Genomic DNA, 2,172 nt, shown 5'->3' with positions numbered 1-2,172 from the left:
GAGGCCATGGTGTCCACCACCTGGCCGACCACCGTGCCGCCCTTGACGGCCACGTCGGCGGCCGACTGCGCCAGCTGGTTGGCCTGGCGCGCGTTGTCGGCGTTCTGCTTGACGGTGCCGGTGAGCTCCTCCATCGACGCTGCCGTCTCTTCCAGCGAGGCGGCCTGCTCCTCGGTGCGGCGCGACAGGTCCTGGTTGCCGGCCGCGATCTGGCCGGAGGCGGTGGCGATGGTGTCGGTGCCGCGGCGCACCTGCCCGACCACGTCGGCCAGGCTGCCGTTCATCGTGTGCAGCGCCTGCATCAACTGCCCGGTTTCGTCCGTGCCGTGCACCTCGATCCGGCTGTTGAGGTTGCCGGACGCCACGCTGGCGGCGACCTCCACCGCGTGCCGCAGCGGCCGCGTGATGCTGCGGGTCAGCAGCCACGCCAGCAGCATGCCCAGCGCGACCGAGGCGGCGCTGCACACGACCAGCCAGGTGGTGGTGGCGGCGCGCAGCTCGCGCGTGCGCTGGGCGGCGGCGTCGAGTTCGGCCCGCTCGTTCTCCACCATCTGGCCGACCGCGGCGACATACGCCGTGGAGGTGGGCTCGAACCGCTCGCTGAAGATCTTGGCGGCGCCCTCGGCGTCGCCGGCGGCGCTGGCCTTGGCGACCTCGTCGCGCGACGAGAGATAGGCCTTGCGCATCTGCCCGATCTTCTCGAACATCTCGCGCTGCTCCGGCCGCACCAGCCGGCTTTCCAGGAACTTCTGCAGCACGGTGGTGTCGGCGACCGCCTTGGCCGTGATCGGCGCGAAATACGTCACCAGGGCGGTGTCGCTGCTCTTGGCGATGGCGGCGGCGCGCTGGATGCCGTTGGACGTGTGGCGCAGCCAGTCGGAACCGGCCCGCTCGATCTTGATGTTTTGCTCCACCATGGCGTCGATCTCGGCGCCGAGCTGGCGCAGCCGCAGGACGGCGATGGCGCTGCTCGTGAGGAAGAGGGCCAGGATGATGGCGACGACGAGTGCCAGCCGCCGGCCGATGGATAGGTTGTTCAGTGACACCGGGAAACTCCGCGCATTCGGGTGAAGCCAGAAACCGCCTGCGGGACGCGACGCCGACGCGCTGTGCGGCGCCGCCTCCCGTGTCGCAGGCGCGGGCTGCTATTTCTTGTAGATGCCGCCGCAGACGACGGTGTCGTCCAGCCGCTCGCAATAAGCCGTCTTCGGCTCGATCTTCTTGCTGACCGGGTTGACGAACTTGTAGTCGGTCCAGAACGAGGCCTTGGTCTTGCCGAACTCGACCCGCTCGCGGATGTATTCCTTGCCGTCGATGTCCTTCATCTCCATGAAGTTCTTGCCGACCATCTTCTCGTTGGTGCCATGGGCGACGCAGGTGCCGTCGAGCTTGTGCACGGCCAGGTACAGGTCGCGGTCGTGGAACGGCGCGCTCTGCTTGTTGGTGATCTCGGCGTAGCCCTTTTCCTTGCCGTTGGCCTTGATGAAGGCCACGCCCTTCTTGACCATCGCCTCGGCTTCCTTGGCGTTGGCCGAGTCGTCGGCGGCCCAGGCCGATCCGGCGGCCATCGCCGCCATCGTCATCACGGCTGCCGCCGCGCCCCATGTGCGATTCATCGCGTGCTCCTCTTGGTTGAAAAATTGGTCACCGCGCTCATCCGTTGCCGCCCGCCAGGGCCGGTTCCGGCAGCGGCGCGGTCCCGGCAGCCACGGCCGCCGGCCGCCTTCCCGGGGCCGGGCGCTCGCTGGCCGGGCGAGCGAGCGCCGGCGCCTCGTCCGCGTCGAGCTTGAACAGGCTCACCGCCTGCACCAGTTCGCCGGCCTGCTCGCGCATCGACTGCGCCGCCGCCGAAGCTTCTTCCACCAGCGCGGCGTTTTGCTGCGTCACCTGGTCCATCTGGGTGATGGCTTGGTTCACCTGCTCGATCCCGCGCGTCTGCTCCTGGCTGGCCGCCGCGATCTCGCCCATGATGTCGGTCACCCGCTTGATGCTGCCCACGATCTCCTGCATCGTGGCGCCGGCCTGCCCCACCAGCTGGCTGCCGGTGTCGACCTTGCCCACCGAGTCGTCGATCAGCGCCTTGATCTCCTTGGCCGCCGCCGCCGAGCGCTGCGCCAGGCTGCGCACCTCGGCCGCCACCACCGCGAAGCCCCGGCCCTGCTCGCCGGCCCG

General features: G+C 69.4%; 3 protein-coding genes. All 3 read right to left on the bottom strand.

Going from position 1 to position 2,172, the window contains the following annotated elements; all coding sequences use genetic code 11:
• A partial coding sequence (locus VNT59_RS11320) for a methyl-accepting chemotaxis protein (RefSeq protein ID WP_325498510.1) occupies positions 1–1,046 on the bottom strand: 1,046 nt, incomplete at its 3' end.
• A 99-nt stretch (positions 1,047–1,145) separates the two neighbouring features.
• Positions 1,146–1,616: a cache domain-containing protein gene (locus VNT59_RS11315; RefSeq protein WP_325498509.1), complete on the bottom strand. Its 471-nt coding sequence runs from the start codon at positions 1,614–1,616 to the stop codon at positions 1,146–1,148.
• 37 nt (positions 1,617–1,653) lie between these two features.
• A partial coding sequence (locus VNT59_RS11310) for a methyl-accepting chemotaxis protein (RefSeq protein ID WP_325498508.1) occupies positions 1,654–2,172 on the bottom strand: 519 nt, incomplete at its 5' end.

This window comes from Ramlibacter sp., assembly GCF_035554825.1.
In the GTDB taxonomy this organism is placed as follows: Bacteria; Pseudomonadota; Gammaproteobacteria; order Burkholderiales; family Burkholderiaceae_C; genus Ramlibacter.
The sequence above is the reverse complement of the archived record's forward strand: the minus strand, read 5'-3'. Positions and strand labels throughout refer to the sequence as shown.

Excerpts from the sequence above, each read along its gene's own strand:
- VNT59_RS11315 (WP_325498509.1), bottom strand. The coding sequence starts at position 1,616 with ATGAATCGCACATGGGGCGCGGCGGCAGCCGTGATGACGATGGCGGCG.